General features: G+C 57.5%; 22 protein-coding genes and 1 other RNA gene. 17 read left to right on the forward strand and 6 right to left on the reverse strand.

Translation table 11 applies throughout. The features are described 5' to 3' along the window. Positions 1-9 precede the first annotated feature (9 nt). The 4 genes from B3041_RS00780 (at position 10) to speB (ending at position 5,920) form a co-directional block, all read left to right on the forward strand. Positions 10-1,461: a TolC family outer membrane protein gene (locus B3041_RS00780; protein ID WP_292968533.1), complete on the forward strand. Its 1,452-nt coding sequence runs from the start codon at positions 10-12 to the stop codon at positions 1,459-1,461. Continuing rightward, positions 1,458-3,635: a type I secretion system permease/ATPase gene (locus B3041_RS00785; RefSeq protein ID WP_292968534.1), complete on the forward strand. Its 2,178-nt coding sequence runs from the start codon at positions 1,458-1,460 to the stop codon at positions 3,633-3,635. Before B3041_RS00780 ends, B3041_RS00785 begins: the two co-directional genes overlap by 4 nt. 23 nt (positions 3,636-3,658) lie before the next feature. Next, entirely contained in the window at positions 3,659-4,855 is a 1,197-nt protein-coding gene (locus tag B3041_RS00790) for an HlyD family type I secretion periplasmic adaptor subunit (protein WP_412159094.1), read from the forward strand. Positions 4,856-4,999: 144 nt separating this feature from the next. Further along, positions 5,000-5,920 (forward strand): agmatinase, encoded by a 921-nt coding sequence (gene speB, locus B3041_RS00795; protein ID WP_065648243.1) that lies wholly within the window; start codon positions 5,000-5,002, stop codon positions 5,918-5,920. A gap of 45 nt (positions 5,921-5,965) precedes the next feature. Here the strand turns inward: speB and B3041_RS00800 are convergent, their stop codons facing one another. Next, positions 5,966-6,721 carry a M48 family metallopeptidase gene (locus tag B3041_RS00800; protein WP_065648244.1) on the reverse strand — a complete coding sequence of 252 codons (756 nt, stop codon included), beginning with the start codon at positions 6,719-6,721 and terminating at the stop codon, positions 5,966-5,968. Positions 6,722-6,993: 272 nt separating this feature from the next. On the opposite strand from B3041_RS00800, the gene tkt reads away from it, so the two are divergent. The 7 genes from tkt (at position 6,994) to B3041_RS00835 (ending at position 15,463) form a co-directional block, all read left to right on the forward strand. Beyond that, complete coding sequence (tkt, locus tag B3041_RS00805; protein ID WP_065648245.1) at positions 6,994-8,985, forward strand: transketolase; 1,992 nt, start codon at positions 6,994-6,996, stop codon at positions 8,983-8,985. Positions 8,986-9,338: 353 nt separating this feature from the next. Then, the gene (gene epd, locus B3041_RS00810; RefSeq protein WP_292968538.1) at positions 9,339-10,358 is read left to right on the forward strand and encodes an erythrose-4-phosphate dehydrogenase; all 1,020 of its coding nucleotides are present in this window, start codon (positions 9,339-9,341) and stop codon (positions 10,356-10,358) included. A gap of 51 nt (positions 10,359-10,409) precedes the next feature. Continuing rightward, positions 10,410-11,573, forward strand: a complete 1,164-nt coding sequence (gene pgk / locus B3041_RS00815; protein WP_065648246.1) for a phosphoglycerate kinase — start codon at positions 10,410-10,412, stop codon at positions 11,571-11,573. A gap of 102 nt (positions 11,574-11,675) precedes the next feature. Next, a complete protein-coding gene (fbaA, locus tag B3041_RS00820; protein ID WP_065648247.1) occupies positions 11,676-12,755 on the forward strand; it encodes a class II fructose-bisphosphate aldolase in 1,080 nt (359 codons plus the stop codon). A 298-nt stretch (positions 12,756-13,053) separates the two neighbouring features. Further along, positions 13,054-13,935, forward strand: a complete 882-nt coding sequence (gene mscS, locus B3041_RS00825; RefSeq protein WP_065648248.1) for a small-conductance mechanosensitive channel MscS — start codon at positions 13,054-13,056, stop codon at positions 13,933-13,935. 131 nt (positions 13,936-14,066) lie between these two features. Continuing rightward, positions 14,067-14,687, forward strand: coding sequence for an arginine exporter ArgO (gene argO / locus B3041_RS00830; RefSeq protein WP_292968543.1), 621 nt, complete (start codon positions 14,067-14,069; stop codon positions 14,685-14,687). A 77-nt stretch (positions 14,688-14,764) separates the two neighbouring features. After that, entirely contained in the window at positions 14,765-15,463 is a 699-nt protein-coding gene (locus B3041_RS00835; RefSeq protein ID WP_065648250.1) for an IclR family transcriptional regulator domain-containing protein, read from the forward strand. On the opposite strand, the gene B3041_RS00840 is transcribed toward B3041_RS00835, so the two are convergent. Next, positions 15,447-16,760, reverse strand: coding sequence for an MFS transporter (locus B3041_RS00840; RefSeq protein WP_292968544.1), 1,314 nt, complete (start codon positions 16,758-16,760; stop codon positions 15,447-15,449). The two genes, B3041_RS00835 and B3041_RS00840, sit on opposite strands and share 17 nt — an antisense overlap. Before the next feature lie 214 nt (positions 16,761-16,974). On the opposite strand from B3041_RS00840, the gene B3041_RS00845 reads away from it, so the two are divergent. Continuing rightward, positions 16,975-17,709: an oxidative stress defense protein gene (locus B3041_RS00845; protein ID WP_065648252.1), complete on the forward strand. Its 735-nt coding sequence runs from the start codon at positions 16,975-16,977 to the stop codon at positions 17,707-17,709. 39 nt (positions 17,710-17,748) lie between these two features. On the opposite strand, the gene B3041_RS00850 is transcribed toward B3041_RS00845, so the two are convergent. Further along, positions 17,749-18,654 (reverse strand): LysR family transcriptional regulator ArgP, encoded by a 906-nt coding sequence (locus B3041_RS00850; protein ID WP_039380043.1) that lies wholly within the window; start codon positions 18,652-18,654, stop codon positions 17,749-17,751. Between the two features lie 182 nt (positions 18,655-18,836). Between B3041_RS00850 and rpiA the strand changes: the two genes are divergently transcribed. Next, a complete protein-coding gene (gene rpiA / locus B3041_RS00855) occupies positions 18,837-19,496 on the forward strand; it encodes a ribose-5-phosphate isomerase RpiA (protein ID WP_065648253.1) in 660 nt (219 codons plus the stop codon). A 278-nt stretch (positions 19,497-19,774) separates the two neighbouring features. Further along, positions 19,775-21,013, forward strand: coding sequence for a phosphoglycerate dehydrogenase (gene serA / locus B3041_RS00860; protein WP_065648254.1), 1,239 nt, complete (start codon positions 19,775-19,777; stop codon positions 21,011-21,013). 21 nt (positions 21,014-21,034) lie between these two features. Here serA and B3041_RS00865 read toward each other — a convergent pair whose 3' ends face one another. The 3 genes from B3041_RS00865 to zapA all read right to left on the reverse strand — a co-directional run bounded on the left by B3041_RS00865 (position 21,035) and on the right by zapA (position 22,330). Then, a complete protein-coding gene (locus B3041_RS00865) occupies positions 21,035-21,637 on the reverse strand; it encodes a 5-formyltetrahydrofolate cyclo-ligase (protein ID WP_065648255.1) in 603 nt (200 codons plus the stop codon). Between the two features lie 140 nt (positions 21,638-21,777). Next, positions 21,778-21,961: non-coding RNA, 6S RNA (gene ssrS / locus B3041_RS00870), on the reverse strand. Positions 21,962-22,000: 39 nt separating this feature from the next. Then, positions 22,001-22,330, reverse strand: coding sequence for a cell division protein ZapA (gene zapA / locus B3041_RS00875; RefSeq protein WP_034823204.1), 330 nt, complete (start codon positions 22,328-22,330; stop codon positions 22,001-22,003). A 169-nt stretch (positions 22,331-22,499) separates the two neighbouring features. On the opposite strand from zapA, the gene B3041_RS00880 reads away from it, so the two are divergent. Genes B3041_RS00880 through ubiH form a run of 3 tightly spaced genes read left to right on the forward strand, consistent with a single transcriptional unit; the run spans position 22,500 to position 25,630 of the window. Continuing rightward, a complete protein-coding gene (locus B3041_RS00880; protein WP_065648256.1) occupies positions 22,500-23,081 on the forward strand; it encodes a YecA family protein in 582 nt (193 codons plus the stop codon). Positions 23,082-23,132: 51 nt separating this feature from the next. Further along, complete coding sequence (gene pepP / locus B3041_RS00885; RefSeq protein ID WP_084798748.1) at positions 23,133-24,455, forward strand: Xaa-Pro aminopeptidase; 1,323 nt, start codon at positions 23,133-23,135, stop codon at positions 24,453-24,455. Continuing rightward, positions 24,452-25,630 (forward strand): 2-octaprenyl-6-methoxyphenyl hydroxylase, encoded by a 1,179-nt coding sequence (gene ubiH / locus B3041_RS00890; RefSeq protein WP_292968560.1) that lies wholly within the window; start codon positions 24,452-24,454, stop codon positions 25,628-25,630. The genes pepP and ubiH overlap by 4 nt, the downstream gene beginning before the upstream one ends. Positions 25,631-25,632 lie beyond the last annotated feature (2 nt).

Here is a 25,632-nt window from a genome sequence, read left to right on the forward strand (position 1 = left end):
GGATAATCGATGGATCTGATGCAATCCGGCGCACCCTTTCGCCGTTCCTCTCTGCCCGCCGCAGTAAGCGCGGGCTTTCTCTTGTTTTACAGTGCGCATCTCAGTGCCGCCAGTGACACGCTGATGCGTGCAGGTTCTATTACCCAAAGCGAGCTGGTTCAGCAGCAGGAACTGCCATCGCTTGCCGGCGAAGTCGCCGGACCCGCGCTGGCCAGCGTGCCGGATACCCTGACAATTGAACAGGCGGTACAGCGCGCGGTGCAGTGGCATCCGGATATTGCGCAGGCGATCGGCACCATGCTGGAGCAGGCGAATCAGGTCGACGTGGCCAAAGCAAAATATTATCCGCAAATCAGCGGGGGCATGAATAACGGCTATAGCAACAGTTACAGCGGCAGCGGCTTCAGTCCGTCATTTGTGCTGTCGGTGTCGCAGATGCTCTATGACTTTGGCAAAGTCAGCAGCTCGGTGCGCTCTGCTGAAGCGGGCGTGGCGCAGGAGCAGGCCAACGTGCTGGTGAGCATCGACAGCGTGGCGCACGATACCGCAGCTGCCCTGGTTCAGGTGCAGGGCTATCAGCAGCTGGTAAAGATTGCCCGCGATCAGCTCAGCGCCCTGAGCCGGATTGGTGTCCTCGCACGGCAGCGTAATGAGGAGGGCGCCGCTTCGCTCTCCGACGCGACCCAGACCGATGCGCGTATTGAAGGCGCGCGCACCACCCTGACGCAGTATCAGGCGAGCCTTAACCGCTGGCGCGCAACCTTAGCTACCTATCTGGGCTGGCCGCTGGTAAAGCAGGTCAGCGACCAGTTTCCCGCGACGCTGACCCGCGGCTGCGCCAGTGGCAAAGCGGATGACAAAAGCAACCCGGCGGTGCTGGCCGCGTGGGCGCAGGCTAGTCAGGCGCAGGCCAAACTTGATAATGCCAGCGCACAGAACCTGCCGACCATCTCGCTGGAACCGCAGGTCACGCACTATCTCAACGATCACTACGCCGGCAATCAGTCGCTGGATCGCACGCAGTACTCTGCTTTTATCAAAGTAGAGATGCCGCTTTATCAGGGGGGCGGGATTACCGCTGCGCGCGACGCCGCCGCCAGCGCGCTGCAGGCGGCGAACGCTGCGGTCAATTCCGCGCGGCTGAAAGCGCGTCAGCAGCTGAGTGAGTCGCAGAATGAAGCGCTTAGCCTGTCGCAGAGTCTGGCGATCATGGGGCGTCAGCAGGCGCTGGGTGAGAAAACCCGCCAGCTTTATCAGGATCAGTATCTGCAGCTCGGCACGCGCCCGCTGCTGGACGTGCTGAATGCAGAACAGGAGGTGTGGCAGACCCGCTTTACGCTACAGCAGACCATCAGCCAGCTGCGATCGCTGCAGCTCGACTGCCTCTACAGCACCGGACAAATACGTTCAGCCTTTACGCTTAATCATCAGCGCATCCAGACCGTGGAGATCCAGCCATGACCCAATTACCGATCCCGGACGCGCCTGAGGGCCAGCCCGCCAGCGGCGGCGAGCTGCCGCTTAACGGCTGGGCCACGGCAATCATTCAAATCGCCACCCACTACCGGCTGCCCTGTTCGCCGGGCATGATCATGGCGGCGGCAGAGTGGCAGGGCAAACAGACGCGCGATAAAGCGCTGCGCCATCTGGCGCGCCAGGCGGGCCTGTCGCTGCAGCTGTTTGCAGAGGAGAGTCAGGAGATCACGCGCTGGCGCCTGCCGCTGGCGGTAGAGCTGAATGACGGCCAGGTCGGCGTGATCACAGCATTTGATGGCGATGACCGCGTACGGGTCCACTTTTCCGGCGATGAACAGCCGACGCCGGTGATGCTCACCGATCTGCTGCCCGCCCTCAGCGTGGTGGCGGCGCTGCGGCCGGTGGCGGCGGCGAAAGATAGCCGGGTCGATCGCTATCTGGCTACCGTGCGCCCGGACTGGCTGCGGCGGCTGGTGCTGCACGATCTGCGTCCCTATGGCTACGTGATGCTGGCGTCCTTTTTGATCAACCTGCTGGCGCTGGTCGGGATCGTCTTTTCGATGCAGGTGTATGATCGGGTGATCCCGGCGCAATCCTACCCCACGCTCTATGTGCTCTATGCTGGCGTGATCATCTCCGTGGTGTTTACCTATATTCTGCGCGTGGGCCGCGATCACGTCACCGATCTGCTGGGCAAGCGCGCCGATATGCGCGTCTCCGATCGGGTTTTTGGTCATGCGCTGCGGCTGCGCAACAGCGTGGTGCCTCGTTCTACCGGAACTTTTATCTCTCAGCTGCGTGAGCTGGAGGCGATCCGGGAAATGGTGACCTCGACAACCGTTACCGCGATCGTTGATATGCCATTTTTCCTGCTGTTTCTGCTGGTGATGGCCATTATTGCGCCGCAGCTGGCGTGGATCGCCCCGGTGGCGGTGCTGCTGATGGTGCTGCCGGGTCTGCTCAGCCAGAAAAAACTGGCGAAGCTGGCGCAGCAGGCGCTGAAAGAGTCCACGCTGCGTAATGCGGTGCTGGTGGAGAGCGTGCAGGGGCTGGAGGATATCAAGCTGATGCAGGCGGAAGATCGCTTTCTGCAGCAGTGGAACAGCTATATCCGTATCACCGCGCAGTCAGGGGTCGAGATGCGTAAAGTGATGCACTCGCTCATCAGCTGGGGCGTAACGGTGCAGGGCCTGGTTTATGCCAGCGTCATTGTGGTGGGCGCGCCGATGGTGATCAACGGTGATATCACGACCGGGGCAATTGTGGCGGCGTCGCTGCTCTCCTCACGCATGATTGCGCCGATGGCGACGCTGTGCGGCGTGCTGGCGCGCTGGCAACAGGTCAGGGCAGCGAAAACCAGCCTTGACGGCCTGATGAACCTGCCGGTAGAGAACAGCAGCGATGAGACGCGTATCCACTGCCCGGTGCTGTTTGGCCATTATCAGTTTACCGACGCCATGTTTCGCTACTACAGCGACTCGCTGACCCTGGCGCTGCGCATTAAATCCCTGACTATTCAGCCAGGCGAGCGTATTGCGGTACTGGGCCGCAACGGCTCCGGTAAATCCACGCTGCTGCAGGCGATGGCGGGCGGCATGGATCTGGTCAGTGGTGAACTGCGGCTTGATAATCTTAGCCTGCCGCATATTGACGTGGCTGACGTGCGGCGCAATGTCGGGCTGCTGACGCAAAACGCGCGTCTGTTTCACGGTACGCTGCGCGAAAATCTGACCCTCGGCGCGGCGCACGCTACCGATGACGCCATATTCTCTGCGCTGACGGTGAGCGGCGGGGCGGAATTTATTCGTCGTCTGCCGCTGGGGCTGGATCACCCGATCATGGAGGGGGGAACCGGTCTTTCCGGCGGGCAGCGGCAGTCGCTGCTGCTGGCGCGTATGCTGCTGCGCGATCCCAATATTGTGCTGCTGGATGAACCCACGGCCGCGCTCGACGACCACACTGAAAAAGAGTTTATTGAGCGCCTCGGCGCGTGGCTGAATGGCCGCACGCTGATCGTTGCGACTCATCGTGCCGCGATTCTGTCGCTGGTGGATCGGATACTGGTGCTGAAAGAGGGGCAGCTGGTCATGGACAGTCCGAAAGAGAAAGCGCTGCCGCCGGCGCGCAGCGGCGGAAATCTGCCGGAGGTGAACGCATGAAGCAGCTGCCGGCAAAACTGCGGCTGATAACGGCTGCTGAAACAGACGCGTCAGACGATCTGCTGGGCGAACTGAAGTCGGAGACCCACTACAGCGGTGCCGTGCGGCTGATTGTGATCAGCGCCGCGCTGATGCTGGTCGCGCTGATCTGGGCGTGGTTTGGCGTGCTGGATGAAGTCTCAACCGGGACCGGCAAGGTGATCCCCAGTTCGCGCGAACAGGTGCTGCAGTCGCTGGAGGGGGGGATTCTGACGGAGCTGTATGTGCATGAAGGCGATCAGGTGCAGGCGGGTGAGGTGGTGGCGCGCCTCGATCCTACCCGTTCGCAGTCAAGCGTAGGGGAGAGTGCGGCACGCTACCGTGCCGCGCTGGCGGCGGCGTCGCGCCTGCGGGCAGAGGTCAACGATACCCGGCTGACCTTTCCGGACGAGCTCAGCGGCTGGCCCGATCTGATCGCGGCAGAAACCCGCCTCTATACGACTAAACGGGCACAGCTCAACGACGCGACAAAGCAGTTTAAGGCGTCGCTGGCGCTGGCTAACCGCGAGCTGGCGATTACGCAGCGGCTGGCAAAAAGCGGGGCAGCCAGTAACGTGGAGGTGCTGCGCCTGCAGCGTGAGAAATCCGATCTGGAACTGAAGCTGACCGATATGCGCTCACAATATTATGTCCAGGCGCGCGAGGAGCTGGCCAAAGCGAGCGCGGAAGCGGACAGCCTGGCGGAAGTGATCAAAGGGCGGGAAGATACGGTAACGCGCCTGACGATCCGCGCCCCGATGCGCGGCATCGTTAAAAATATCAAAGTATCCACGGTTGGCGGCGTGGTGCCGCCTAATGGCGAACTGATGAACATTGTCCCGCTCAACGACAGGCTGCTGGTGGAGGCGCGTCTCTCGCCACGCGACATCGCTTTTATCCATCCGGGGCAGCGCGCGGTGGTGAAGATCTCCGCCTATGATTACGCCATTTATGGCGGTCTTAATGGCGTGGTGGAGAGCATCTCGCCGGACACCATTCAGGATGAGGTTAAACCAGAAATTTACTACTATCGGGTGTTTATCCGTACCGATAACGACTATGTGCAGAACAAAGCGGGCCGGCGCTTTTCTATCACACCCGGTATGGTTTCCACGGTGGATATCAAAACCGGCGAGAAAACCGTGATGGATTATCTGGTCAAGCCGTTTAACAAAGCCGAAGAGGCGATGCGCGAACGCTAAGCGGATGAGGATTGCAGGGGAGAATATTCCCGGCGATAATCACGCCATCAATCCCTTCCCCGTCACGCCTGACGACGCGGAAGGGATTTTTTTATACCTGACCCGTAATCAGGCCGGTGAGGCCTGACGTAAAGAGGATGAATTATGTACAACACCCTGGGCAATCAGTATGACAACTCCCTGGTTTCCAACGCCTTTGGTTTCATGCGTTTTCCGCTCAACTTCCAGCCGTACGACAGCGACGCAGAGTGGGTGATCACCGGTGTGCCGTTTGACGCCGCTACGTCGGGCCGTCCGGGCAGCCGTCTGGGGCCGGGAGCAATTCGTCAGATCTCAACTAACCTGGCGTGGGAAGGGTGCCGCTGGCCGTGGGACTTCGACCTGCGTCAGCGCCTGAAAGTCGTGGACTGTGGCGACCTGGTTTACGCGTTTGGTGACTCACAGGATCTCTCTGACAAACTGCAGGCGCATGCGGAAAAACTGCTGGCCAGCGGCAAGCGCATGCTGACCTTTGGCGGCGACCACTACATTACGCTGCCGCTGCTGCGCGCCCACGCGAAGCATTTCGGCAAAATGGCGCTGGTGCATTTCGATGCGCACACTGACACCTATTCCAACGGCCCGACCTTTGACCACGGCACCATGTTCTTCACCGCGCCACAAGAGGGGCTGATCGATCCGCAGCACTCGGTGCAGATCGGTATCCGTACTGAATTTGATAAGAGTCTGGGCTTTAACGTGCTGGATGCGGCACAGGTTAACGATCGCAGCGTGGATGATATTCTGGCGGAAGTGAAGCGCACCGTGGGCGACCTGCCGGTCTACCTGACCTTTGATATTGACTGCCTCGATCCGGCGCACGCGCCAGGCACCGGTACACCGGTAATTGGCGGGCTGAGCAGTGACAAAGCGACCAAACTGGTTCGCGGCCTGCAGGGGATGAATATCGTCGGTATGGATCTGGTGGAAGTGGCGCCAGGCTACGATCACGCCGATCTGACCTCGCTGGCAGCGGCCACGCTGGCGCTGGATATGCTGCACGTGCAGGCAGCGAACAAAGGCTGATAGTGGCAGCCCTTCTCCCGGCGGGAGGAGGGCTGCATCAGGCGCTTATTTACCGTCTGCGGCGATACGATCGCGGATATGCTGCGCGCGCGCTTCTGAATCAGGATGGGAGTCAAACATCGAACTCTGATGTCCCTGATCCATCTTCGCCAGCTTCTCAAAACTGGTGGCTAAACCGAGCGGGTTGATACCGCGCTTTTTCAGCAGATCATACGAGTAGTCATCTGCCTGCGACTCCTGGGTCTGCGAGAACTGCGCGTTAACCAGCTTCTCGCCGATATCGCCCAGCTGCGACTGCGACAGCGAACCAATAATACCGCCAACCGATGCGGCGGCACCGCGTGCGGCTTCGGTGGCAAAGGCAACCTGCATCGCTTTACGCGTGTGGCCCAGCGCGACGTGCCCCATCTCATGGCCCAGTACGCCTTCTACTTCATTGTCGGTCATCATATCCATCAGGCCGCTGTAAACGCGGATGCAGCCGTTAGCCATCGCCCAGGCGTTGACGTCTTTGGTGACGTACACCTTGTAGTTCGCCGGCGTGCCGTTGATATTGTCGCCCAGTGCGGCAGCGATCTTATTCAGGCGCTGCTGATAACTGCTGTTTGCGGCTGCCACCTGATTGTCTTTATCCATTTGCGCACAGGACTGATCGCTCAGCTGTTTTACCTGCGCATCACTGAGTGAATAGGCCTGGTACGCCTGCGCGCCCGACTGCAGCAGCGCGTTGTTATCAAATCCCTGACAGCCGCTCAGTAGCGCTGCCACTCCCATTGCCGTAACCGTAGCCCGGATTTTCATATCATCATCCTTTAAGTCACTCGTCGTAAAAACACACACCTGAAAGCAGGCCAGATGTATAAACCCGATGTTTATAGCGCGCCCGTTTCGCGGTTGCTAGCAGACGCGGCTTAAAATGCAATCGCAGCCATGATAATTAGCACGCGGATGCATGTACTTTTGTGCCGATTTTCATGTACATTGATGGGCGACTTCTTTCACGCTTCGCCTTATAACTGATTAATTACAATACGTTAAGCGCGGCGGAGCCTTAATCCGATCTGGAGTAGAACATGCCCTCTCGTAAAGAGCTTGCCAACGCCATTCGTGCGTTAAGTATGGACGCAGTACAGAAAGCTAAATCGGGACATCCGGGTGCCCCGATGGGCATGGCGGATATCGCTGAAGTGCTGTGGCGCGACTTCCTGAATCACAACCCGGTTAACCCGCAGTGGGCAGATCGCGACCGCTTCGTGCTCTCGAACGGGCATGGCTCTATGCTGATCTACAGCCTGCTGCACCTTGCCGGCTACGATCTGCCAATGAGCGAGCTGCAGAACTTCCGCCAGCTGCACTCTAAAACCCCAGGTCACCCGGAATATGGCTACACGCCAGGCGTGGAAACCACCACCGGCCCGCTGGGCCAGGGCATCGCCAACGCCGTGGGCTTTGCGATCGCCGAGCGTACGCTGGCCGCACAGTTCAACCGCCCGGGTCATGATATCGTAGACCACCATACCTATGTTTTCATGGGCGACGGCTGCATGATGGAAGGGATTTCGCACGAAGTCTGCTCTATCGCCGGCACGCTGAAGCTGGGCAAGCTGGTCGCGTTCTATGACGACAACGGTATCTCAATTGATGGTCACGTGGATGGCTGGTTCTCCGACGACACCGCAGCACGTTTTGAAGCCTACGGCTGGCATGTTGTGCGCGGCGTGGATGGTCACGACGCAGAAGCGATCAAACAGGCTGTGGAAGAGGCGAAGCGCGTCTCTGACAAGCCGTCACTGCTGATGTGCAAAACCGTTATCGGCTTCGGCTCACCCAACAAAGCGGGCACGCACGATTCACACGGCGCGCCGCTGGGCGACGATGAAATTGCGCTGACGCGTAAGCAGCTGGGCTGGAGCCATGCGCCGTTTGAGATCCCGGCCGATATCTATGCGCAGTGGGATGCCAGAGAGGCAGGCCAGGCGAAAGAGTCCGCGTGGAATGAGAAGTTTGCAGCCTATGCGGCAGCTTTCCCGGCGCTGGCGGAAGAGTTTACACGTCGCGTTAACAATGAGCTGCCTGCTAACTGGCAGGCAGAGTCGCAGCAGTTTATTGAGCAGCTGCAGGCGAATCCGGCTAAAATCGCCAGCCGTAAAGCGTCACAGAATGCGATTGAAGCCTTTGGCAAGCTGCTGCCGGAGTTCCTCGGCGGTTCCGCCGATCTGGCACCCAGCAACCTGACGATGTGGTCCGGTTCTAAACCGATCAACGAAGACACAGCGGGTAACTACATCCATTATGGCGTGCGTGAGTTCGGTATGACCGCCATTGCCAATGGCATTGCGCTGCACGGCGGTTTCCTGCCTTATACCGCGACCTTCCTGATGTTTGTTGAATATGCCCGCAACGCGGCGCGTATGGCGGCACTGATGAAGATCCGCCAGATCATGGTTTACACCCACGACTCCATCGGTCTGGGTGAAGATGGCCCGACGCACCAGCCGGTTGAGCAGATGGCCAGCCTGCGTACGACGCCAAACATGAGCCTGTGGCGTCCCTGTGACCAGGTTGAGTCTGCTGTCGCGTGGAAATATGCCATTGAGCGCGTCGATGGCCCGTCAGCACTGATCTTCTCCCGCCAGAACCTGGCGCAGCAGGATCGTACCGCTGAGCAGCTGGCAAACGTGGTCCGCGGTGGCTATGTGCTGAAAGATTGCAACGGCACGCCGGAACTGATCCTGATCGCTACCGGCTCTGAAGTTGAGCTGGCGGTGGCTGCCGCTGACAAACTCAGCAGCGAAGGCCGCAATGTGCGCGTGGTCTCCATGCCATCAACGGATGCGTTTGATAAGCAGGATGCCGCCTACCGTGAAGCGGTGCTGCCGAAAGCGGTTGGCGCGCGCGTTGCCATTGAAGCGGGTATTGCCGATTACTGGTTCAAATACACCGGCCTGCACGGCGCGGTGGTCGGTATGACCTCATTTGGTGAATCTGCGCCGGCAGAGCTGTTGTTTAAAGAGTTCGGCTTCACCGTTGAGAATGTGGTAAACACCGCAAAATCTATTCTGTAATCCGTGGTCGCCTTAACGGGCGACTTAACAAACCGGATATCGTGAGCTACAGGGTGCGCATTGATGCGCACCCTGTTTTATTTCATATTCTTTCGCCGCCTGAAACGTTTCAATTATTCCTGCAGTAATTGTTTAATCGCCTCATTTTTGTGACGCAGATCCAATAATCATCACCATCCTTGATCGCAATCATTCCGGTTATTCCCCGCATGCTTTATTTTGGCTGAACCGTTTCAGTTGCTGCCGAATCCCTGCGCATCGCGTCAGGCGCTGCGGAAGAATTCCCTGTACAAAATGGCATGAAACGCTCAAGGTATCTGGCACATTTTAGAGGTGCAGTTGCAGGAAAAGCGATGACCATTCGTATTGCTATCAATGGCTTTGGTCGTATCGGACGCAATGTGTTGCGTGCGCTATATGAAACGGGACGCCGGGCGGAAATCACGGTCGTTGCGATTAATGAGCTGGCAGACGCCGCCGGCATGGCGCATCTGCTGAAGTACGATACCAGCCACGGTCGCTTCGCCTTCGACGTGCGTCAGGAGCGCGATCTGCTGTGGGTAGGGGAAGACACTATTCGCATCCTGCACCAGGCAGAGATCGGCACGCTGCCGTGGCAGCAGCTGGACGTTGATGTCGTGCTGGATTGCACCGGCGTTTACGGCAGCCGCGCCGACGGTGAGGCGCATCTGCGGGCGGGCGCCAGAAAAGTTCTGTTTTCGCATCCGGGCGGCAACGATCTGGACGCAACCGTTGTGTTCGGCGTAAACGAACAGGCTCTTAAACAAACTGACCGCATTGTGTCTAATGCATCCTGTACCACCAACTGCATTATTCCGGTGATCAAGCTGCTGGATGATGCCTTTGGGATCGAGTCCGGTACAGTGACCACGATCCACTCAGCGATGCACGATCAGCAGGTGATCGACGCCTATCACAGCGATCTGCGCCGCACCCGTGCAGCGAGTCAGTCGATCATTCCGGTCGATACGCGGCTGGCTGCCGGCATCACCCGCATTTTTCCGAAATTCAACGATCGCTTCGAAGCGATAGCGGTGCGTGTACCCACTATCAACGTGACGGCGATTGATCTGAGCGTCTCGGTGCGGGCGGCGGTAAAGGCGTGTGAGGTCAATGCGCTGCTGCAAAACGCATCAGCAGGGGCATTTCGTGGTATAGTTGACTATACGGAATTACCGTTAGTCTCAGTAGATTTTAACCACGATCCGCACAGTGCCATCGTTGATGGTACGCAGACGCGGGTCAGCGGTCATCACCTGATCAAGACGCTGGTCTGGTGTGACAACGAATGGGGCTTTGCTAATCGGATGATCGATACTACGTTAGCAATGGCCGCAAGCGGTTTCAGGTAAGACGCGGATGGCGTCTGGCAAAACTTACGAGAATCAACGAGAGGATTCACCATGTCTGTAATTAAGATGACCGATCTGGACCTTGCTGGTAAGCGTGTTCTGATCCGTGCCGATCTCAATGTGCCAGTGAAAGAAGGAAAAGTGACATCTGACGCACGTATCCGTGCTTCCCTGCCTACCATTGAAGCGGCACTGAAACAGGGCGCAAAAGTGATGGTTACCTCTCACCTCGGTCGCCCGACTGAAGGTGAATACAATGAAGAGTTCTCGCTGCTGCCGGTTGTTAACTATCTGAAAGAGAAACTGAACGGTACCCAGGTTACGCTGGCAAAAGAGTATCTTGACGGCGTTGAAGTGGGAGCGGGCGAGCTGGTAGTACTGGAAAACGTACGCTTTAACAAAGGCGAAAAGAAAGATGACGAGACGCTGGCGAAGAAATATGCCGCGCTGTGCGACGTCTTTGTAATGGATGCGTTTGGTACCGCCCACCGTGCACAGGCTTCAACCCATGGCGTAGGCAAATTTGCGCCAGTCGCCTGCGCCGGCCCGCTGCTTTCTGCTGAGCTGGAAGCGCTGGGTAAAGTAATGAGCAATCCGGAGCGTCCGCTGGTTGCCGTCGTCGGTGGTTCAAAAGTATCGACCAAATTTGATGTCCTGCAGTCGCTGGTCAAAATTGCGGATACCGTGATTGTTGGCGGCGGCATCGCAAACACCTTCGTGGCTATCGACAACAACGTCGGTAAATCACTCTACGAGCCGGACTTCGTTGAAGCGGCTAAAGGCCTGCGTGACCAGTACGGTATTCCGGTGCCGACCGATTCCCGTGTGGGCACGGAATTCTCTGAAACTGCACCTTCTACCGTGAAAAAGGTTTCAGAAGTGCAGGATAACGAAGAGATTATGGACTTCGGTGATGAAACCGCACAGAACATGGCGAAGATTCTGAAAGAGGCCAAAACGATTCTGTGGAACGGTCCGGTAGGCGTATTTGAGTTCCCGAACTTCCGTAAAGGCACCGAAATCGTGGCTAATGCGATTGCAGACAGCGAGGCATTCTCTGTTGCAGGCGGCGGTGACACCCTGGCGGCTATCGATCTGTTCGGTATCGAAGACAAGATCTCTTACATCTCAACCGGCGGCGGGGCGTTCCTGGAGTTTGTGGAAGGCAAAAAACTGCCTGCAGTGGCGATGCTGGAAGAGCGCGCTAAGCAGTAATTCTGGGGGCAGCGCTCCGGCGCTGCCTTAAAACTGGCCCCGTCCGGGGCAAATAAATCCCATTCCCTTCGGGAATGAACGGTAACGAAACGGGACACAACCATGTCTAAAATTTTTGATTTCGTAAAACCCGGCGTTGTCACTGGTGATGACGTTCAGAAAGTCTTCAAGGTAGCGAAAGAGCACAAATTCGCTCTGCCTGCAGTTAACTGCGTCGGCACGGACTCCATTAACGCGGTACTGGAAGCGGCTGCCAAAGTTAAAGCGCCGGTCATCGTTCAGTTCTCCAACGGCGGTGCTGCATTTATCGCCGGTAAAGGTTTCAAAACCGACAAACCACAGGGCGCAGCAATTTTCGGCGCTATCGCCGGTGCGCACCATGTGCATCTGATGGCAGAGCAGTATGGTGTGCCGGTTATTCTGCACACTGACCACTGTGCGAAAAAACTGCTGCCGTGGATCGACGGTCTGCTGGATGCCGGTGAAGAGCACTTCAAAAAAACCGGTAAGCCACTGTTCTCTTCACACATGATCGACCTCTCTGAAGAGTCGCTGGAAGAGAACATCGAGATCTCCAGCAAATATCTGACGCGTATGGCGAAAATCGATATGACGCTGGAAATCGAACTCGGCTGTACCGGGGGTGAAGAAGATGGCGTGGATAACAGCCATATGGATGCTTCAGCCCTCTACACCCAGCCAGAAGATGTGGATTACGCTTACACCGAGCTGAGCAAAATCAGCCCGCGTTTCACTATTGCGGCCTCTTTCGGCAACGTGCACGGCGTGTACAAGCCAGGCAACGTGAAGCTGACCCCAACCATTCTGCGCGATTCACAGAAATATGTGTGCGAGAAGCATGGTCTGGAGCATAACGCGCTGGATTTCGTATTCCACGGCGGTTCCGGTTCTTCTGCGGCAGAGATTGAAGAGTCTATCAGCTACGGCGTGATCAAAATGAACATCGATACCGATACCCAGTGGGCAACCTGGGACGGTATTCTGCAGTATTACAAATCTAACGAAGCGTACCTGCAGTCGCAGCTGGGCAACCCGAACGGCCCGGACAGCCCGAACAAGAAATACTATGACCCACGCGTCTGGCTGCGTGCGGCACAATCCTCAATGGTTGTGCGCTTAGAGCAGGCGTTTAAAGAGCTGAACGCAGTCGACGTACTGTAAGTTCGCTGCAGTAAAAAGGCCCCTGCAGGGGCCTTTTTTTATGCGTTTCCGCGGCACTCTCTTCCAGACAAACGCACACGCCAGTCCGTCTCATTCTGATGCACAGTTACCGCCAGTCTGCAGGTTACTCTGCTCTGATCTGCATCGATTCCGGTATGTTTTCTCCCCAATATAATGTTAAATCAGCTTAATTTTGGCGCTTCCCCCTGTTTTTGTTTAACCTTGTAGCCTGGAGTGCCGGAGTCAATCTGGCCGTTTTTGTAATTTCCCGCGGGAAACTCAACAACAGGGCTGACAAATGGAAGATTTAGATGTCGTAAATGGCATTAACAGTGCAGGTGGCTGGCTGGTGCGTAACCAGGCGCTGATCCTGAGCTATGCGGTCAATATCGTGGCAGCAATCGCGATTATTATCGTTGGCATGATCATCGCGCGTATTGTCTCAAAAGGCGTGAATCGTCTGCTGGTGGCACGCCATATCGACGCGACCGTGGCCGATTTTCTCTCAGCCTTAGTCCGCTATGGCGTTATCGCATTTACTATCATCGCAGCGCTGGGGCGCGTTGGCGTACAGACCGCGTCAGTGATCGCCGTGCTGGGTGCGGCCGGTCTGGCCGTGGGTCTGGCGCTGCAGGGCTCGCTGTCCAACCTGGCGGCAGGTGTACTGCTGGTGACTTTCCGTCCGTTCCGTACCGGCGAATTTGTTGATCTCGGTGGCGTGATGGGAACGGTTCAGAATGTGCAGATCTTCTCAACCACGCTGAAAAGCGCAGACGGTAAAATGGTGGTGGTGCCGAACGGCAAAATCATCGCCAGCAATATCATTAACTTCTCCCGTGAGCCGATCCGCCGCAACGAATTTATTATTGGCGTGGCCTACGATGCGGATGTCGATCAGGTGATCGCTCTGCTGCGTGACGTCGTGGAAGCGGATGAGCGCGTGCTGAAAGATATGGGTATCCAGATCGGCCTGAATGAACTGGCGGCTTCGTCACTGAACTTTGTGGTGCGCTGCTGGAGCAAAAGCGGTGACCTGCAGAACGTTTACTGGGACCTGATGAAAAACTTTAAGCGTACGCTGGATGCGAACGGCATCGGCATCCCTTATCCGCAGATGGATGTGCATCTGCACCAGGTCAGGCGCGAAGAGCAGGAGCAGCCGGTTAACCTGACAAAATAACATCAGCATAAGGCACCTGCGGGTGCCTTTCTTATTAATCGAACTAATGGCCGATTAAATCTTTCAATTTCCGCTAATATCCTCCTGCTAATATACTGCGCCCATCTTCTTCTCTTTCCAGGTTATTCAGCATGTTAGCAATTTATCTGCAGGGGCTGGCGCTGGGCGCTGCCTTGATCCTGCCACTGGGCCCGCAAAACGCTTTTGTGATGAATCAGGGCATCAAGCGTCACTATCATTTGATGACCGCTACGCTCTGTACCCTGAGCGACATTGCCTTGATCTGCGGCGGCATATTTGGCGGCAGCGCGCTGCTGCATCAGTCACCGCTGCTGCTGACGCTGATCACCTGGGCAGGCGTTGCGTTTCTGCTCTGGTATGGCTGGGGAGCATTACACAGTGCATGGTGCGGCGGTATTGCGCTGGAGCAGGACAGCACGCTGAAACAGGGACGCTGGCGCATTATTGCCACGATGCTGGCTGTGACCTGGCTCAATCCGCATGTCTATCTGGATACGTTTGTCGTACTGGGCAGCCTCGGCAGTCAGCTGCCTTCTGCCGATGCCCGTCGCTGGTTCGCGCTGGGCACCGTCAGCGCCTCCGTTATCTGGTTTTATGGTCTGGCGCTGTTGGCGGCCTGGCTGTCGCCACGACTGCGCACCGCGCGTGCGCAGCGCATTATTAATCTGCTGGTTGGCAGCGTCATGTGGCTTATCGCTTTCCAGCTGGCGCAGCAGGGGCTGACAGATTAAAAAGTAAAACGCGCAGGGGGGCATTATTGACGCGGCGAGGCTGTTAAGATTGAGTTTTTAGCGCCCGGAGGTGACCCATGTCTTCTCAACCTAACCAGAGCCTGATTGACGGCATCCGCTGTCTGCAGTACCTGGTCTCCAGCGACAGAGCCATTGGCGGGCGTGAGCTGGCGCGTCAGATGGGAATGAACAGCACGCGCGTTAACCGTCTGCTGATGACCATGGCATCGATCGGCCTCACCGTTCAGGATGAGCAGCGTCGCTATCTGCCGGGCCCGGGCGTGCACGCGCTGGCCGCGCAGGCGATTCGGGGGTCCTCACTGTTTGCGCAGGCGCTGCCGCAGCTGGAGCTGTATGCACCGCACGATATCGTGGTGGCGCTGGGCGTGCTGTGGGAGGATCAGGTCATCTATATCTGGCACTCGGAACCCGGTGAACGCACCCGCACCAGTCAGGCGCTGGCCGGATTTCGCATGCTACCAGCGTGGCAGTCGGTGATTGGCATGGCGCTGCTGGCCGCAGAGCCTGATGTACAGCTGCAGCCGCGTTTTGACCCGGCGCAGTGGACGCAGATGGCACCTCTGCTGGCACGCAAACGCCAGAGCGATCATCTTATCTGGCAGCGTGATGATGGTGAGATTGGTATGGCGCTGCCGATCACGCATAATCGCGCGGCGCTGGCGTTCGCTAAAATCTGGCAGACGGATGATGAGCATCTGGCGCAACGGGTGGCGCAGCTGAAAGCGCTGGCGCAGAAGATCACCGGCGAGCAGTAATCTCTTCGGGGCGGCCAACGATAAACAGATAGCTGCCGATCCCCACCAGCGCCAGCGCAGCGATGAACATCAGCGCCGGAGCAAAATCACTGCCGTCGATCAGTGCGCCAATCGCAACCGGCACAACGATTGCTGATAGCGCACCGGTAAAGTTAAACATGCCGCCTGCCAGCCCGACCAGATGACGCGGTGCCAGCGTAGTGACAAACACCCAGGTAATGGTGGCCAGCCCGTTGCCGAAAAAGGCCAGCGACATAAACAGGACGATCAGCGTGGTATTATCCGTGTAGCTGGCGCCGAGAATAAACAGCGTCATCGTCAGTCCGAGCAGTATCGGCAGCTTGCGCGCCACGCCCGCTGAAACGCCGCGCCGCATCAGATAATCGGAGATAAATCCCGCCAGCAGTACACCGCAAAACGCCGCCAGATAAGGCAGCGAGGCGACATAGCCGCTTTTAATGAAATCCATATGCCGGTACCGGACCAGATAGGTCGGAAACCACGTCAGAAAGAACCAGAACGTGGCGGAAATCGAAAACTGGCCCAGACAGATGCCCAGCAGCTGGCGGTTGCGCAGCATCTGCTGCATATCACTCAGGCGCAGCGGTGTACGCCCGGCCGATGCGCTGTCGGGCAGCGCACCGTTCTCCAGCAGCCAGGCGCGCTCTGCGGCGGATACACGTTTATGTTCGCCAGGCTCGCGATAGAACGCAAACCAGACCCCTGCCCACAGAATGCCGGTCAGACCGGTGATAGCAAACAGCCCGCGCCAGCCAAACGCAGCCTCGATATGAAACAGCAGCGGCGTCACGCAGGCCAGGCCAGCAAACTGCGCTGAAGAGTAAATGCCAATGGCGCTGGCGCGCTCGTGTAGCGGAAACCAGCCGGAAATAATACGGTTGTTAGCCGGCATCACCGGGGCTTCAAGCGCGCCGACGCCCAGCCGCAGTCCCACCAGCGCCGCTGCGCTGCTGGCGCAAACATGCAGCAGGGTAATGAGCGACCAGCCGATCATCGCTACGCCATACACCATACGCGCACCGAACCGATCAATCAGCCAGCCGCCCGGGATCTGCAGTGCGGCGTAGATCCAGCCAAATGCAGAAAAAACCAGCCCCATTTGCAGTGGAGTGAGCTGCAATTCAGCGCTCAGCGCTGGCGCTGCCACGGCCAGATTAGCGCGATCCATATAGTTGATAATGATGTTCACAAATACCAGCGTCAGCATCAGAAAACGCGTACGTCCGACGCGCACGCCAGCAGCAGGCGCGTCAGGGCTTAATGGATCGGGTGCCATGAGCAGAGCTCCTGAAAACAAAAAGTATTTATCAAGCGAAACGTACAATACTCTTTTTGACAACTCTGTAGTGATAAGTTTGCAGCCGGCAGCAGGTTAAAACGCAGCGCGAACGAACTTTTCTGTCGGCGTAAACTCAGAGCATCACGCATAGTAAAGTGTTAGCGGCTTCGCCATAGTGGCAGCCGGTAACCCGATTTCCAAGGAGGAGTTTGTGAAACTGAAAGCACTGGCGCTGGTCGCCGCAATGAGTACGGGCGCACTGTCGGGCATGGTTCAGGCCGGAGAGGTTCCTGAAGGACCGCATGTGGTCACTTCCGGTCAGGCAAGCGTGGATGCGCGTCCGGATATGGCGACGCTCTCAATCATGGTCAGCGTCGCCTCTAAAGAAGCCGCTGATGCCAAAAAGCAGGCTGACGCGCGCGTGGCGCAATATTTTGATTTCCTGCAAAAGAGCGGTATTGAAAAGAAAGATATCGATGCGGCTAATCTGAGTACCCAGCCAGAATATGACTATACCAAAGAGGGTAAGTCGGTACTGAAAGGCTACCGCGCGGTACGCCAGGTGGAAGTGACGCTGCGTCAGCTGGATAAGCTGAACGATCTGCTGGATGGCGCGCTAAAATCAGGTCTGAACGAAATCCGCACCGTTGAACTGGGCGTGGCAAACGCAGAAAGCTACAAAGAGCAGGCGCGTAAAGCCGCCATTGCTAACGCTACGCAGCAGGCCAGTGCGCTGGCTGAAGGTTTCAACGCGAAGCTGGGTCAGGTCTACAGTATTCGCTATCACGTGGCTAACTATCAGCCAATGCCGATGGCGCGCATGTACAAAGCGGCCGCCGCACCCGCGGATACCACTGCGCAGCAGACGTATGAACAGCAGAGTATCCACTTTGACGATCAGGTCGATGTAGTGTTTGAAATTAAGCCAAACGCCGCTACGCCCTGATAGCTGACTGCCGCAGCGGCGCCTGCCGCTGCGCTATGCTCAGGCTGTGACCTCATCCTGACGCAATACCCGATGTCCGTGGGCAATCAGCGCATCGGTGACGCTGCGCATCAGCCGGCTTTCTGGCGCAAAGCGGTGCCAGTAGAGCATTCGGCGCTGATAAAGCCCGGGTGTCAGATCCACCAGCTCGCCCTGGGCCAGCTCGCGCTCAATCTGCAGATGCGGGATCATACAGCAGACCGATCCCTGCCGCGCCAGCTGCACAAACGCCTCTGACGAGTTGACGATATGGCAGGGTACGCTGCCCGGTGACAGATCAAAATTCTGCTGCAAAAACGCCTGATGCATATCATCCAGATGGTCAAACGCCACCGCCGGTGCCTTGAGCAAAGCAGAGCGCGTGACGCCGTTAGGGAAGTAGCGGGCGGCAAAATCGGGCGAGGCGCAAAACAGATAGTCGAGCGCCCCCAGCTGATCAACCAGGCAGCTTGGCAGCGGCTGCGGCTGGATACTCACGGCGCCTACCACTTCGCCACGACGCAGCCGTTCCTGCGTGCGCGTTTCATCTTCCACCTGCAGATTCAGCCGTACCGGTGAGTCCGCCAGCACATCTTTCAGTGCCGGCAACAGCCAGGTCGCAAGACTGTCGGCGTTAACCGCCAGCGAGAGCAGCAGCGGCGTGGTCCCGCTTTGATCGTCACCCAGCCACTCCTCTTCCAGCAACTCAACCTGATGCAGCAGCGCCAGCAGCTTCTGCCCCTGTTCAGTGGGGCGGGGCGGAACAGTGCGTACCAGCAGCGGCTGACCAAACAGGTTTTCCAGCTGCTTGATACGCTGCGATACGGCTGACTGGGTAATACAAAGCTTCTGTGCAGCGCGCTCAAAGCCGCGCTCACGAATAACTGCATCCAGCGCCTGAAGCGTGCGGTAATCCGGGCGTTTCATTATGGTTCTCTCTCGTTCAGGGTGGAAAGTACTATGCCACAAAATGGCCGCACTGTGCGGCAGCTGTATTTTTGCGGACTGGCTTCCAAAGGTATAAATCGGTGGCGCGTGAGTCGCGCACTTTTACAGCGCGTTGTTTTATACTACGCGCACTTTGATGTCGCACAGGTTTTAAACATACCATGACCCAGGATGAACTGAAAAAAGCGGTAGGGTGGGCGGCGCTGCAGTATGTGCAGCCAGGCACCATTGTTGGCGTAGGCACCGGATCAACGGCCGCGCATTTTATCGACGCGCTGGCCACCATGAAGCACCAGATTGAGGGGGCGGTCTCCAGTTCTGAAGCCTCCACCCTGAAGCTGAAATCGCTGGGCATACCGGTTTTCGATCTTAACGACGTGGATGATATTGCGGTCTATGTCGATGGTGCCGATGAGATCAACCCGCATATGCAGATGATCAAAGGCGGTGGCGCAGCGCTGACGCGCGAGAAGATTGTGGCAGCGGTCGCGCAAAAGTTTGTCTGTATCGCGGATGCGTCCAAAGAGGTTGATATTCTTGGCCGTTTCCCGCTGCCGGTTGAGGTGATCCCGATGGCGCGAGCATATGTCGCGCGCGAGCTGGTGAAGCTTGGCGGCCAGCCAGAGTATCGGCAGCAGGTGGTGACCGATAATGGCAACATCATTCTCGACGTGCACAACCTGCAGATCCTCGATCCCGTCACCATGGAGAAAAACATTAATGCGCTGGCGGGCGTGGTCACGGTGGGTCTGTTTGCCACCCGGGGCGCTGATGTCGCGCTGATTGGCACACCGGATGGCGTCAAAACTATTCTCAAATGATCTCTCCGGCGCGCCTGACGCGCCGTTTTTTACCCGGCTAATTCTGCTTTTCTTTACCGGCCTGAATTTAGTGACTTATGTCACAAACAGGGCATGGAGAGCCGATTCCTGCTCTCTGCTTCCGGCATCCTGCGATTTTGTATGGATTTGTGCTGCCCGAAAGCCGGAGCGTGCTGCTGCAGTCGCAATCGTTTGTATTGCCGCATTGCCAGAATTTGTTATTTTGGCAGAAGGTAATCTTATGGCACTCCACGTTGAATTCTGAATAGGGTCGGGAAATGGCAAAGGTATCACTGGATAAAGACAAAATTAAATTTCTGCTGGTGGAGGGCGTGCATCAGAGCGCGCTGGAAAATCTTCGCGCGGCAGGCTATACCAACATCGAGTTTCACAAAGGGGCGCTGGATGCAGAATCGCTGAAAGCCTCAATCCGTGATGCGCACTTTATCGGTATCCGCTCCCGCACCCAGCTTACGGAAGAGATTTTCGCCGCAGCAGAGAAGCTGGTAGCGGTTGGCTGCTTCTGCATCGGCACCAATCAGGTCGATCTTAACGCCGCTGCGCAGCGCGGTATTCCGGTATTTAACGCACCTTTCTCTAATACCCGCTCCGTAGCTGAGCTGGTGATCGGGGAGATGCTGCTGATGCTGCGCGGCATTCCGGAAGCGAACGCCAAGGCGCACCGCGGTATCTGGAACAAAGTGGCAACCGGCTCCTATGAAGCGCGCGGCAAAAAGCTGGGCATCATTGGCTATGGGCATATCGGCATGCAGCTTGGCGTGCTGGCGGAAGGCCTGGGGATGCACGTTTTCTTTTACGATATTGAAAACAAGCTGCCGCTGGGGAACGCTACGCAGGTGCGTCACCTGTCAGATCTGCTCAATATGAGTGATGTGGTGAGCCTGCATGTGCCGGAGACCGCCTCAACCCAGAACATGATTAGCACAGAAGAGCTGGCACTGATGAAGCCGGGCGCGCTGCTGATCAACGCTGCTCGCGGCACCGTCATTGATATCCCGGCGCTGTGTCATGCGCTCTCCAGCAAACATCTGGCGGGTGCAGCCATTGACGTCTTCCCGACTGAACCGGCAACCAACAGCGATCCGTTCAATTCACCGCTGTGCGAGTTTGATAACGTTATTCTGACGCCGCACATTGGCGGTTCCACGCAGGAAGCGCAGGAGAATATCGGCCTGGAAGTATCAGGTAAGCTGGCAAAATACTCTGATAACGGCTCAACGCTCTCTGCGGTTAATTTTCCGGAGGTGTCGCTGCCAATGCACGGCGCCAGCGCCAGTCGTCTGCTGCACATTCACGAAAACCGTCCGGGTATTCTCACTGCGATTAACCAGATTTTCGCTGAGCAGAATATTAATATCGCGGCCCAGTTCCTGCAGACCTCGCCTCAGCTCGGCTACGTAGTAATTGATATCGACGCCGAAAAAGATGTTGCGGATAAAGCGCTGCAGCTGATGCGTGCGATTCCGGGCACGATGCGCGCCCGTCTGCTCTACTGATAAGTGACGGGCAGGCGCCCGTCAGAACGACGCATCCCACTGCCACAGTTTTGCCGGCGTGAGCACGGCCGGTAGCGGGATGTCCCATGCGGCTGCCGGCAGCGCCTCAACGCGCTGGCAGTCGTGAGCAATGCCTATCGGCAGGCAGCCATGGCGCTGCCAGTTCTGCAGCGTGCGGTCATAAAAGCCGCCGCCCATTCCCAGCCGTTGTCCACTCTCATCAAACGCTACCAGCGGAACCAGCATGACATCCAGCCGATCCAGCGTCGCCATCTGCGTAATATCCAGCGGCGGCTCCGGAATGCGCAGCTTATTCATGACCAGCTGTGTTTCAGGGGTATAACGCAAAAACAGCAGATTCCCTGGCGCAAACGGATGCAGTACCGGCAAATAAACCGCTTTTTTTTGCTGCCAGAGGCGGGCAATCAGCGGCCGGGTATTGATTTCACCGTCGGTGGAGAGAAACAGCGCAATATGTTGTGCTGCTGAGACGGGCGCCAGGTTAACCGCATGTTCAGCCAGCCGTTCGGCAGCGTCAGCCTGCTGTTCAGGCGTCAGATGCCGGCGCAGATGGCGAATGTGCTGACGCAGCAGCTGACGTTCGGTGTAATCAGTAGCTGACATAATGTTCCCTGCAGAAATGGGTTAGCGTGCGCTGACTATATCATGCAAAAGAGGGGGAAGGGGGGCTGACTTCAGGTGGCAGCGGCAGTCGCGTCTGCCGCTGTGACACCACCTGTAATGATGCCGGGTAAAACAGAAAAGAGATCTCCGAGATGCCGCCGCAGGCTGTAACCCTTGAACCCTTGGTTCAAGGTGAGTATGCCGTCGCAACCATCAGGCTTCTCGGACGAACCGAGCATGCTCACAGGCTACAGAGCGTCACACTCTGTTGGTATGAAATATCGGCTCAGGGGACTGGCCCGCTTGCAAACATCTCAGAGAAACAGGACTTCATCGTTGCTCTGGCATGAGAACCATGAAGTATTATTCGAATTTAGGGCCCTGGCGGTCGGTAATACGACCCTGCTCAACTAAAGCCTGTTCAATCGTCTGCTGCAGCATGCGGATACGTTGTTCCATGTTTGCTGCATAGTCGCGCGTTTTACCTTTCTCTTGCGCCAGCTCGTGGCAGATGTTTAACGCGGCGATGAACACCAGTTGCTCTGTATTTGTGACTCTAGTGCGAACTTTTAAATCTTGCAACCGTTGATTGAGGTCCTCTGCGGCAAGATTTAGCGCATCCTGCTGTTCAGGCGGACAATTTACTCTCAAAGAACGACCAAAAATTTGTATATCTACCGGTTGTGCAGACATGCCACCATCCTGACTGATTACTTCGTTCGCTCCACCCGGCTCGCCATTGGTCCGGAAGGTGCGCAACTATATAGACGCGGGTAAGAAGATACAACCCCTTTTCTGGAAACCCTGAGGCACCTGGTGGTAGCATATCACGAACTTATTCTGCCAACGACGACCAAAGCTTATGTCTTTACAGAACGCAACACCCACTTACAACGCGCTGGCCGCAGCCCTCTCTCAGCAGGGTGTGGGCATGACGCCTGCCGAAATGCATGGACTGCTGTGTGGCATCCTGTGTGGCGGCAATCAGGACGCCAGCTGGAAGACGCTGGTGCACGATCTGGCTAACGAAGGCATGGCCTTCTCACAGAGCCTGGCACAGCCGCTGCAGGCTCTGCATGACAGCCTGACCAGTACGCTGGAAGAGGATGGCTTTCTGTTTCAGCTGATGCTGCCGGATGAAGAAGATATTACCGTTTTTGACCGGGCTGACGCGCTGGCGGGCTGGGTAAACCATTTCCTGCTTGGCCTGGGTGTGACGCAGCCTAAACTGGATAAAGTCACCGGTGAAACCGGCGAAGCGATTGACGATCTGCGTACGATTGCTCAGCTCGGCTACGAAGAAGATGAAGATCAGGAAGAGCTGGAGCAGTCGCTGGAAGAGGTGATTGAGTATGTGCGCGTCGCAGCGCTGCTGTGCCACGACACTTTCACGCGTCCGCATACGCCAACCGCACCGGAAGTGCAGAAACCTACGCTACACTAAGCGCGTCATCGCGGGCAGCCTGGCTGCCCGTTATCAACAGGGAGTGCAACTATGATCACACTGGAACAGTTCCATCAGCGTCGTCAGGCGCTGATTGCGCAGATGGCCCCCGGCAGCGCGGCGCTGATTTTTGCAGCACCTGAAGTCACGCGCAGCAACGACACCGAATATAGCTACCGGCAAAACAGCGACTTCTGGTATTTCACCGGGTTTAACGAGCCACAGGCGCTGCTGGTGCTGATCAAAAGCGATGAACATCATAACCACAGCGTGCTGTTTAACCGCATACGCGATCTCACTGCCGAAGTGTGGTCTGGTCGCCGACTGGGGCAGGATGCGGCGCCAGCGAAGCTGGGTGTTGATCGCGCACTGCCGTGGGATGATATTAGCGAACAGCTGCACTTGCTGCTGAACGGCCTCGACGTGGTGTACCACGCACAGGGCGAATATGAGCACGCTGACCAGCTGCTGTTTAGCGCGCTGGACAAGCTGCGTCGTGGTTTCCGGCAGAATCTTAGTGCACCGGCTAGCGTGACTGACTGGCGTCCCTGGGTGCATGAGATGCGGCTGTTTAAGAGCGCGGAAGAGATTGAGATCCTGCGCCAGGCGGGAAAAATCAGCGCGCTGGCGCATACCCGTGCCATGCAGCAGTGTCGCCCTGGCATGTATGAGTATCAGCTTGAAGGGGAGATCCATCATGAGTTTTCCCGCCACGGTGCGCGCTTTCCCTCCTATAACACCATTGTCGGAAGTGGCGAAAACGGCTGCATCCTGCACTACACCGAAAACGAAAGCGCAATGCGCGATGGCGATCTGGTGCTGATTGACGCCGGCTGTGAGTTTCACGGTTACGCAGGGGATATTACCCGCACCTTTCCGGTAAACGGCAGGTTTACGCCGGCGCAGCGGGAAGTCTATGACATTGTGCTGGCCTCGCTGCATAAAGCGCTGTCGATGTTCCGGCCTGGCGTCAGTATTCATGATGTGAATGATGAAGTCGTCCGTATCATGATCACCGGTCTTGTTGATCTCGGCATTCTTGACGGCAATATCGATGAGCTGTTTGAAGCGCAGGCGCATCGCCCTTTCTTCATGCACGGTCTGGGCCACTGGCTGGGGCTGGATGTGCATGACGTCGGTGATTACGGTACGCCAGGCCGTGACCGGGCGCTGGAGCCGGGCATGGTGCTGACGGTCGAGCCTGGCCTCTATATAGCGCCTGATGCCAGCGTGCCGCCGCAGTATCGCGGCATCGGCGTGCGCATCGAGGATGACATTGTGATCACGGCGACGGGCCACGAGAATCTTACCGATAGCGTGGTGAAAGATCCGGACGCGATTGAAGCGCTGATGGCAGCGGCGCGCGGCGTATGACGATCCTGATTGCAGGCGGGGGTATGACCGGTGCCACGCTGGCGCTGGCGATCTCGCATCTTACGCAGGGCAGGCTGCCGGTCACGCTTATTGAGCGCAGCGAGCCGGCCAGTCGTGCGCACCCCGGTTTTGATGGCCGGGCGATTGCGCTGGCTGCCGGCACCTGCCAGCAGCTGGCAGCGATTGACCTCTGGCGTTCGCTGGCGGACTGTGCCACGCCGATCACCCGCATTCATGTCTCTGACAGCGGTCACAGCGGCTTTGTACAGCTCAGCGCAGAGGCGTATCAGCTGGCTGCGCTGGGGCAGGTGGTAGAGCTGTTTGATGTCGGACAGCGGCTGTTTGAACGTCTCCGTCAGGCGCCCGGCGTTACGCTGCGCTGCCCGGATTACGTGACGCAGGTGACGCGTGATAAAGCGCGTGTGCAGGTGACGCTTAACAGCGGCGACACGCTGGAAGGTTCGCTGCTGGTCGCTGCAGATGGATCGCGCTCATCACTGGCTGCATCATGCGGTATTCAGTGGCAGCGCGACGACTATCAGCAGCTGGCGGTGATTGCTAATGTCTCTACTCAGCTGCCGCACCAGGGACAGGCATTTGAGCGATTTACGCCACACGGGCCGCTGGCACTGCTGCCGATGTCCGGCAATCGGATGTCGCTGGTGTGGTGCCATCCGGCAGCGGCAGAGGCCAGCGTGCGGGCGTGGGATGAGGAAACCTTCCTGCGCGAACTGCAGCGCGCATTCGGCTGGCGGCTGGGACGCTTTACCCATGCCGGGCAGCGTGAAATTTATCCGCTAGCGCTGCAAACAGCCGATCGTCAGGTCACGCACCGGCTGGCACTGGTCGGTAATGCCGCCCAGACGCTGCATCCAATCGCTGGTCAGGGCTTTAACCTTGGTCTGCGCGATGTCATGTCACTGGCGGAAACGCTGGCCGGCGCCTGGCGCCAGCGGCAGGATCCCGGCAGTTATGCGGTGCTGCAGCATTTTGCCGCCCGGCGTCAGGCCGATCGCGCGGCAACAATTGGCGTGACAGACGGCCTGGTGCGCCTGTTCGCTAACCGTTATGCACCGCTGGTTGCAGGACGAAATATTGGGCTGGTGGCGATGGATCACCTCCCCTGGCTGCAACATCCGCTGGCCGCGCGTACGCTCGGCTGGGTAAAGCGTTAATA

The sequence above is a fragment of the Pantoea sp. UBA4549 genome, assembly GCF_002387285.1.
GTDB classification, from domain to species: Bacteria; Pseudomonadota; Gammaproteobacteria; order Enterobacterales; family Enterobacteriaceae; genus Pantoea; species Pantoea borealis.

Coding starts and splice junctions, on each gene's coding strand:
- B3041_RS00780 (WP_292968533.1), top strand. CDS start 10: ATGGATCTGATGCAATCCGGCGCACCCTTTCGCCGTTCCTCTCTGCCC.
- B3041_RS00785 (WP_292968534.1), top strand. CDS start 1,458: ATGACCCAATTACCGATCCCGGACGCGCCTGAGGGCCAGCCCGCCAGC.
- speB (WP_065648243.1), top strand. CDS start 5,000: ATGTACAACACCCTGGGCAATCAGTATGACAACTCCCTGGTTTCCAAC.
- B3041_RS00800 (WP_065648244.1), bottom strand. CDS start 6,721: ATGAAAATCCGGGCTACGGTTACGGCAATGGGAGTGGCAGCGCTACTG.
- tkt (WP_065648245.1), top strand. CDS start 6,994: ATGCCCTCTCGTAAAGAGCTTGCCAACGCCATTCGTGCGTTAAGTATG.
- epd (WP_292968538.1), top strand. CDS start 9,339: ATGACCATTCGTATTGCTATCAATGGCTTTGGTCGTATCGGACGCAAT.
- pgk (WP_065648246.1), top strand. CDS start 10,410: ATGTCTGTAATTAAGATGACCGATCTGGACCTTGCTGGTAAGCGTGTT.
- fbaA (WP_065648247.1), top strand. CDS start 11,676: ATGTCTAAAATTTTTGATTTCGTAAAACCCGGCGTTGTCACTGGTGAT.
- mscS (WP_065648248.1), top strand. CDS start 13,054: ATGGAAGATTTAGATGTCGTAAATGGCATTAACAGTGCAGGTGGCTGG.
- argO (WP_292968543.1), top strand. CDS start 14,067: ATGTTAGCAATTTATCTGCAGGGGCTGGCGCTGGGCGCTGCCTTGATC.
- B3041_RS00835 (WP_065648250.1), top strand. CDS start 14,765: ATGTCTTCTCAACCTAACCAGAGCCTGATTGACGGCATCCGCTGTCTG.
- B3041_RS00840 (WP_292968544.1), bottom strand. CDS start 16,760: ATGGCACCCGATCCATTAAGCCCTGACGCGCCTGCTGCTGGCGTGCGC.
- B3041_RS00850 (WP_039380043.1), bottom strand. CDS start 18,654: ATGAAACGCCCGGATTACCGCACGCTTCAGGCGCTGGATGCAGTTATT.
- rpiA (WP_065648253.1), top strand. CDS start 18,837: ATGACCCAGGATGAACTGAAAAAAGCGGTAGGGTGGGCGGCGCTGCAG.
- serA (WP_065648254.1), top strand. CDS start 19,775: ATGGCAAAGGTATCACTGGATAAAGACAAAATTAAATTTCTGCTGGTG.
- B3041_RS00865 (WP_065648255.1), bottom strand. CDS start 21,637: ATGTCAGCTACTGATTACACCGAACGTCAGCTGCTGCGTCAGCACATT.
- zapA (WP_034823204.1), bottom strand. CDS start 22,330: ATGTCTGCACAACCGGTAGATATACAAATTTTTGGTCGTTCTTTGAGA.
- B3041_RS00880 (WP_065648256.1), top strand. CDS start 22,500: ATGTCTTTACAGAACGCAACACCCACTTACAACGCGCTGGCCGCAGCC.
- pepP (WP_084798748.1), top strand. CDS start 23,133: ATGATCACACTGGAACAGTTCCATCAGCGTCGTCAGGCGCTGATTGCG.
- ubiH (WP_292968560.1), top strand. CDS start 24,452: ATGACGATCCTGATTGCAGGCGGGGGTATGACCGGTGCCACGCTGGCG.